The 7,313-nt window shown below is 67.4% G+C and carries 5 protein-coding genes; 2 read left to right on the top strand and 3 right to left on the bottom strand.

Annotated elements, in window-relative coordinates; genetic code table 11:
• Positions 1-125: 125 nt before the first annotated feature.
• A complete protein-coding gene (locus tag ACFQ50_RS20625; RefSeq protein ID WP_377997484.1) occupies positions 126-857 on the bottom strand; it encodes a hypothetical protein in 732 nt (243 codons plus the stop codon).
• A 122-nt stretch (positions 858-979) separates the two neighbouring features.
• On the opposite strand from ACFQ50_RS20625, the gene ACFQ50_RS20620 reads away from it, so the two are divergent.
• Positions 980-1,675: a hypothetical protein gene (locus tag ACFQ50_RS20620; RefSeq protein ID WP_377997483.1), complete on the top strand. Its 696-nt coding sequence runs from the start codon at positions 980-982 to the stop codon at positions 1,673-1,675.
• An 84-nt stretch (positions 1,676-1,759) separates the two neighbouring features.
• Here ACFQ50_RS20620 and ggt read toward each other — a convergent pair whose 3' ends face one another.
• Together ggt and ACFQ50_RS20610 are read right to left on the bottom strand one after the other, a co-directional pair.
• Positions 1,760-3,607 (bottom strand): gamma-glutamyltransferase, encoded by a 1,848-nt coding sequence (gene ggt, locus ACFQ50_RS20615; protein WP_377997482.1) that lies wholly within the window; start codon positions 3,605-3,607, stop codon positions 1,760-1,762.
• Between the two features lie 110 nt (positions 3,608-3,717).
• The gene (locus tag ACFQ50_RS20610; RefSeq protein ID WP_377997489.1) at positions 3,718-4,959 is read right to left on the bottom strand and encodes an MFS transporter; all 1,242 of its coding nucleotides are present in this window, start codon (positions 4,957-4,959) and stop codon (positions 3,718-3,720) included.
• Positions 4,960-5,152: 193 nt separating this feature from the next.
• Here ACFQ50_RS20610 and ACFQ50_RS20605 point away from each other — a divergent pair, with 193 nt between their 5' ends.
• Entirely contained in the window at positions 5,153-7,309 is a 2,157-nt protein-coding gene (locus tag ACFQ50_RS20605; protein WP_377997481.1) for a glycogen debranching N-terminal domain-containing protein, read from the top strand.
• Positions 7,310-7,313 lie beyond the last annotated feature (4 nt).

Here is a 7,313-nt window from a genome sequence, read left to right as displayed (position 1 = left end):
GCCTGGGAAAGCAGGCCGTGCAGGAGCTTCGGGGCCGTACTGCCCGCCGGACGGCGGCCCTACCGCCGGACGGCGGCCCTACCGCCGTACCTCGGCTACCTTCGGAGCCGCTACCTTCGGACCCGCTACCTCCGGATGACGACGTCGTCGACGTAGCTGTCACCCATCTGACGCGGGTGCTCGGCTCCGAACTGGACCTTGCTCAGGCTCGTGGCGCCGAGGGTCACCCTGTTGTTGGCGAACACCTTTGCTCCGTCAAGCCAGATCTCGATGGAGGACTTGTCACCGTTGGCCCTGACCTGCATCTGCACATGGTGCCAGGCGCCCAGGCGCATGTTCGACGCCGAGAGTTTGGTGAACGAGAACGTCCCGTTGGGATTGGTGGTCCGCAGCCAGGGCGTGCCCGTGGCATTGTCGCGGAAGACATCGGCGATCCGGGTGGCACCGGAGAAGAAGCGCACATAGGGAACGTTGTTCCCCCGGAGTCCGCCGGACACGATGTTGACCCAGGCGTCGGCGCTGGCCCGCGTGGTGCCGGCCTCCAGGCCGTATCCCATGTTGGCCACGGACCCGACGGTATCGGTCGCCCGCAACCGGACCGAACACGTGCCGGTATGGGCCGTAGGGCTGGCCACGGCCACCGTTCCATTGCCTGACCGAGTCGCCACGAACGGTGCCAGGGTGTTGCCCTCAAAGGTTGTGGCGGTCAGGACCTTACCCCCGAGGTTGGTCACCGGGACTGCCGTTCCGGCACGGCAGGTGGCCGCCAGGGCGGTCTGTGATGGACCAAAAATCAGGCTGCCCGACAGGAGCAGCCCAAGGCTTCCGATCGTGCCGAGTTTCCGTAGCTCGCCCATGGCATGTCCTCACTGTTGTTCTGTTTAGTTTCCGCAGCCATCCAGCTTGCACCCCGGGCACATGGTCGGCCCTGGAGGTTGTGAAAACTTTGGGAAAACCTTGGGGCACCATGAGGCGCATAATGGCATCAACCACAGGCAAGAGAATTCCGATGGCGGCCAGGGACAAGGGGGTCCGGATGCTGAGGCTTCCCCGCATCACAGTTGAGGTTCCGGTGCTCGGCGTCGGCACCAGACCCGCGGACTACGAACAGCTCGCTGCCTACGCGGACGGGCTTCGCAGGCCGCAGGGACTGCACATGACTCTGCTCCACATCGGCATTCTGGAGGACTTCGCCGCCGACATTGCCGAGTGGACCAAGGGCGCCACGGATCCTGCCGCGGCCGTTGCCAGGACTGCGGACTGGCTGCGCGGCCTGCCCGTGCTGGAGGGCTTCTCCGGAACCGCGGAGCGGCTGATCCTGCTGGGCGGCGGCCGGGTGTCCGGACTCGAGGTGGACGTGCCCCAGGCCGTGCGGGACTTCCAGGTCTCGCTCGTCCAGGCCCTCCATGAACTGCTTGATGACCTGCTGGTGGACAACCCGGACGACTTCATCCTCAGCTCCCGCGCCCTGGGCTACAGGTATCCGCGGTGGCGCCCCCACGTTGCCGTGGGCAAGCCGAAGCCGCAGGGCCACCCAAGGGAAGACGGGCCCGGGGAACGCCGTTCACGGGAACGGAGCGGCTCCTGGGAAATCCGTCCGCTCACGGTGGAGTTCGGACCGTCGCAGATCAGGAACCTCCAGTTGCTGCCGGGCCCCGGCGACAGCCGGCCGTAGCGGCGCACTTCTTATTATCGGCTCGCTCCCCATCAGCGGCCCGCCTTCCGCAGCGGCTGGCTTTTCCACGGACGACGGCGGGACTCACCTCGCGGGTTTGACCACCATGGCGGAGCCTCCCCCGCGCCTGTCCGGCTCGGCCGCCGCGACCAGGCGTCCCCCGGACTTGAACTCGATGGCGGTGGCCGCGCCGATCTCTGCTGCCGAGGTGAACGCGTCGCCGGAGGGGGTGAACTCGTGGCCGAACGGCTTCAGCTGGCTCTCATACGCGGTGATGAACCCGGGCTCGGCCGTGACCTTGGCAGAGTTCCGTTGCGCTGCCCGCGGAGCGGCGATGGCATCGGAGATGTTCATCCCCAGGTCCACGCGGTTCAGGATGGTCTGCAGGACGGTGGTGATAATCGTCGAGCCGCCGGGCGAGCCGAGGGCGAGGAACGGATCGCCGTCCTCGAGGATGATCGTCGGCGACATCGAGGACCGCGGCCGCTTGCCGGGCTCAATCCGGTTCGGGTCCTTCGGGTCGTACACGGTGGAGAAGTCAGTCAGTTCGTTGTTCAGCAGGAAGCCACGGCCGGGAACCACGATGCCGGACCCGCCGGTCTGTTCGATGGTGAGGGTGTACTCGACGACGTTGCCCCACTTGTCAGCGACCGTCAGGTTGGTGGTGGAGATGTTCTCGGTGTCCCGCTCACTGGCGGGGGCCGCCGCGGCGGCCGGGCACGCGCCGTCGTACTTTGCCACGTTACCCGGCGCCACGGGCTTCACGGCCGCCAGTTTCGGGTTAATCCCGCACGAGCGTTCCTTACCGAACAGCGGGTCCGTCAGGGCGTCGGTGGGAACGTCCACGAAGGCAGGGTCCCCCACGTACTTGCCGCGGTCCGCAAAGGCGAGTGCGCTGGCTTCGAGGTAGTGGTGCAGCGCGCTGGGCGTGGACATCCCGGAGAGGTCGAACGGCTCAAGGATGTTCAGCGCCTCGCCCACTGTGGTGCCGCCGCTGCTCGACGGAGCCATGCCGTAGACGTCCAGGCCACGGTATTCGACGTGGGTGGGCTGCTGGTTCAGGGCGCGGTACCTGGCCAGGTCCGCCGTCGTCAGGTGCCCGGCCGGGACCGGCAGCTTGGTGGTCTTGCTCTTCGGCGGTGCCTGGACGGCTGACGCTATCTCCTTGGCGAGCGCACCGTGGTAGAAGCCGCGGGTGCCCTTGTCCGCCAACAGCCGGTAGGTGGCCGCGAGGTCCGGGTTCCTGAAGATACTGCCGACGGCAGGTGCGTCACCGCCGGGGAGGAACAGCTTGCTGGTGGAGGTGAACGCTTCGAAGCGCAGTTTGTTATCCAGGGTCTGCTGGCGGAAGGTATCGTCCACCACAAAACCCCGGTCCGCGACCTTGATGGCCGGCTCCAGGACATCGTCCAGGTCCTTGGTTCCCCACCGGTCCAGCGCGCGCTCCCACGTGGCCGGGGTGCCGGGCACGCCCACCGATATGCCGCTGGTGACGAGCTCCGGCGTAAAGTTGTAGGGCTTGCCCGCCGGGTTTTCGGGGGTGATGGTACCGGGATCGATGAAGGCGTCATGCGGCATGGCGGCCGGCGCTGTTTCACGGCCGTCGATGGTGCTCACATGCCCGGTGTGTGAGCTGTAGAAGAGGAAGTACCCGCCGCCGCCTACTCCGGCGCTATACGGCTCGGTCACCCCGAGGGTCGCGGCCGCGGCGACGGCGGCATCGGCCGCGTTGCCGCCTCTGCGGAGGATGTCGATGGCCGCTGCGGACGCTTCCGGGTCAACGGTGCTCACTGCACCGCCGTACCCGGTGGCGGTCGCAGTCTTCTCGGTCACCCGTTCATCCGCAAACGCGGGGCTGGCAACTGCGCCTGCCGTCACGCTCACTGCCAGGGCCGTGGTGACGGCTGCTACTCGGCTTCTCAGGTATGGCATGGTCGCTCCCGGGTCGGTGTAATGCGGGTTGACGGTACTGTCACGCTACTCCGCGGTGGAAGGACTCTCAACGGCGAGAACATTCACCGGTCCGAACCTTCAGCCTGCCTCTAGCGGCCGTGCGCTTCGTCTGCTGCGGCGCGCTGACGGCGGCTGGCGTACAGGAACGGCACGGCGAGCAGCTGGATGACGCCGCTGAATGCCAGCGACGCCGAATAGCCGTACACATCGGCTGCCCGGCCCAACAGCGGCTGCACCACCACGCCGCCGCTGGAGCCCATAAGTGAGGCGAAGCTGAGCACTGTGGCCCGCTGCCTGGAATCGATCATGTCGTTGAGGTACGCCTGCCCCACCGGGATCCCCACCTCGGCCACCAGTGCCCAGAGCGCCAGCAGCACCAGGGCCAGCCAGAAGTCACGCGTGAACCCGAGCGCCACCAGGATCAGTGCGCTGACGGCCCCGCTGAGGATCAGCACCGTGGTGCGTTTGCGGACCAGGCGCCGGAAGTGCGGCGCCAGCCAGCCGCCAAGGACCTCGGCACCGGCCACGATGGCCGCCGCCAGACCCGCGATGGCGTACGCGCCGCGGTCGCCGAACAGCTCAAGCAGGAACGGCTGGAGGGCATAAAACACATAAATCCCGACGCCGGCAGTGAACGGCGCGGACAGCATCACGTAGCGCACGGGCGGATTCTTCAGGCCGTTCTCGATGGAGGCAGAGAGGACAGCGCGCGTCGCCTGAAGTGGACGCGCCGAGCGCTCGGGCGTGAAGCCGACGTCGTGCATGAGCCACAGGGCCACTCCGAACATGGCCAGCAGGACGCCCACGCGGATCAGGAACGGCACGCCGAGGTTTGTGGCCTGGGCGATCACGCCGCCTGCGACTGACCCGATGAGCATGGCAGTGCCGGACACCATCTGGCCGCGCCCGAGCACCGTCTCCAGCGCGCCGTCGTAGCCGGAGAAGTGCAGCGCATCGACCAGCCACGCCTCCACCGCACCCGAGAAGAAGGTGAAGCCCAGGCCGAGCAGCACGGACACGGCTGCCCACGCCCAGAACGGCGCTGAGAGCTGCCACAGCAGGTAGTAGAGGAGCGTCGAGACGGACAGCGTGGCGGTGCCGAGCAGGAAGGAGACCCGGCGCCCCCAGCCGTCGGCCACCACGCCGGTGGGCACCTCGAACAGCACCATCCCGGCGGTAAAGAACGCATTTGCGGCAAAGGCTTCAAGGTTGCTGAGCCCGGCGTCGAGGAGGAAGAGCGTATTGATGCCCCAGATGAACGACGCCGCAAGGGTATTGCCGAGTGTCAGCGTCAGGTAGATGCGCTGCACCTTGCGGGCCGCCGGGTTCATCGCCTCGCTGTCCGTCCCGGCGCGAAGTTGGGGCACGAATCCATTCTCGCCGTCTTCACCGGGGGCCGCCAGAGACCTTTTATCAGGGGGCGTTCGAGCGTAGCGTCATGCCCAACGGAGTAGGCGGCGAAAGGTAGTGCGGCCCCGGTCCGCACGGCGCCGCCCCTATCCTGAGCCGTCGAAGGAGGCGGGAATGGCTGCTGGCTGGAATGCTGACACGGCTGCCGGTCCTGTGGGGTCGGGCACGGTCACCCTGGTGGAAGGTTCGTCCTTCTGCATTTCCTCGGCGAACGGTGACATCCATCCGGAGCATCCGCACGGCGTTTTCCATGAGGACACCCGCATCCTGTCCCGCTGGAACCTGTCTGTGAACGGCCTGCCCCTGGAGGCGCTGACGGCGGAGACCAAGGAGCCGTACCGGGCGCTGTTCATTGGCCGGGTTCCCCGCTCTGACGGGTACGCGGACAGTCCCCTGATCGTGGAGCGCCTGCGGGAGGTGGGTGCCGGCATCCGCGAGGAGATCACCATCCGGAACTACTCCTCGAAGGAGACCGAGTGCATCGTCTCCCTCAGCGTTGAGTCGGATTTCGCGGATCTCTTTGAGGTGAAGGAAGCCCGTGTCCAGCGCCGCTGGGAGGAGTCCCGCCGGCCAGAGGGCGACTCCCTGGTGATCAAGGCCGGCTGGCAGGACCTCGTCAAGAGCGTCGTGGTCAACGCAAGCGGCGCCGAGGTCACCGCCGACTCCCTGACGTTCCGGACGGTGGTCCCGCCGCGCGGTGAGTGGAGTTCGCGGGTAAGCGTGGCGCCTGCCGCCGACGGCGGCGGGGTCCCGCCGTCGTCGTTGATCCGTCCCGTCTCCGGTGACCTGTCCCCGAGCGACCGCCGCCGGCAGGAATGGGTGGCCAAGATTCCCAAGCTGCACATGGGCAACCGCTCCATCGAGCGCACACTGCGGCGCAGCTACGACGACCTGGGCGCGCTCCGCATTGAGGATCCGGCCCATCCGGAGCGTATCGTCGTGGCCGCGGGAGCCCCCTGGTTCATGACGCTCTTCGGCCGCGACTCGCTGTGGGCCTCGGAAATGGCATTGCCGGTGGATCCGTCGCTGGCGCTGGGCACCCTGCAGACGCTCGCCGACCGGCAGGGCAAGGTGGTGGACCCGATGAGCGAGGAGGAGCCCGGGAAGATCCTGCATGAGGTCCGGCTCGGTGTCTCCAGCGGGCTGGCGCTGGGCGGCAAATCGGCCTACTACGGCAGCAACGACGCCACGCCGCAGTTCGTGATGGCGCTCGGTTCGGTGAGCCGCTGGGGTTTCGGCCGGGACACCATCGCCGCTCTGCTGCCCCACGCCGACCGCGCCCTGGACTGGGTCAGGAATTACGGCGACAAGGACGGTGACGGGTTCGTCGAGTATGAGCGGCTCAATGACCAGGGCCTCATCAACCAGGGCTGGAAGGACTCGTGGGACGGCATCAACTTCGCCGACGGGACGCTGGCAGAGCCGCCGATCGCGCTCTGCGAAGTCCAGGCGCTGGTCTACTCCGCGTTCCTGTCCCGGGCGTGGATGGCCTACGACGCCGGTGACACAGGTTTGGCGGCGCAGCTCACCGAAGAGGCGGCGGAGTTGAAGAAGAAATTCAACGAGCAGTTCTGGCTCCCGGACCGCGGCTATTTCGCCGTCGCCCTGGACCGGGACAAGCGGCCCGTTGACGCGTGCGCGTCCAACATGGGGCAGTGCCTGTGGCACGGCATTGTGGACGAGGACAAGGTGCCGCTGGTGGCCAAGCGGCTGATGACCCCCGAGATGTTCAGCGGGTGGGGGGTCCGGACGCTGGGCACCGATATGGGTGCCTACAATCCGGCCAGCTACCACAACGGCTCGGTCTGGCCGCACGACAATGCCATCATCGCGGTGGGCCTGCTGCGTTATGGCTTCGTCGAGGAGGCGCAGCGGATCGCGACGGCCCTGCTGGAGGCTGCGGACTACACCGACGGGCGCCTGCCGGAACTGTTCTGCGGCTTCAGCCGGGACCAGGTCACTGAGCCGGTGCCGTATCCGACGGCCTGCTCCCCGCAGGCGTGGGCAGCCACCACGCCGATCATGCTGGTGACCAGCCTGATGCGGTATGACGCGCATGTGTCCCGGGGCGGCATGTGGATGGACCCGGTGCTGCCGGCCTCCTACGGCGACCTGCATATCACCAACGCGCCCATGGGCGGCGGCCGGATCACCATCGACATCACCGGCTCCGAGCCCTCCGTGCAGGGCCTGCCTGAGGGATTGACCTTCCACCGCGAGCACCGGCCGTGGCTGACGGAGCTGATCGCCGAGGCCGGGCTGGGAAAATAAGGAC

The sequence above is a fragment of the Arthrobacter sp. NPDC056493 genome, from assembly GCF_042795115.1.
Taxonomy (GTDB): domain Bacteria; phylum Actinomycetota; class Actinomycetes; order Actinomycetales; family Micrococcaceae; genus Arthrobacter.
The sequence above is the reverse complement of the archived record's forward strand: the minus strand, read 5'-3'. Positions and strand labels throughout refer to the sequence as shown.

What these genes read in the sequence shown, in the direction of transcription:
- ACFQ50_RS20620 (WP_377997483.1), top strand. Translation starts at nt 980, where the DNA reads ATGGCATCAACCACAGGCAAGAGAATTCCGATGGCGGCCAGGGACAAG.
- ggt (WP_377997482.1), bottom strand. Translation starts at nt 3,607, where the DNA reads ATGCCATACCTGAGAAGCCGAGTAGCAGCCGTCACCACGGCCCTGGCA.
- ACFQ50_RS20610 (WP_377997489.1), bottom strand. Translation starts at nt 4,959, where the DNA reads ATGAACCCGGCGGCCCGCAAGGTGCAGCGCATCTACCTGACGCTGACA.
- ACFQ50_RS20605 (WP_377997481.1), top strand. Translation starts at nt 5,153, where the DNA reads ATGGCTGCTGGCTGGAATGCTGACACGGCTGCCGGTCCTGTGGGGTCG.
- ACFQ50_RS20625 (WP_377997484.1), bottom strand. Translation starts at nt 857, where the DNA reads ATGGGCGAGCTACGGAAACTCGGCACGATCGGAAGCCTTGGGCTGCTC.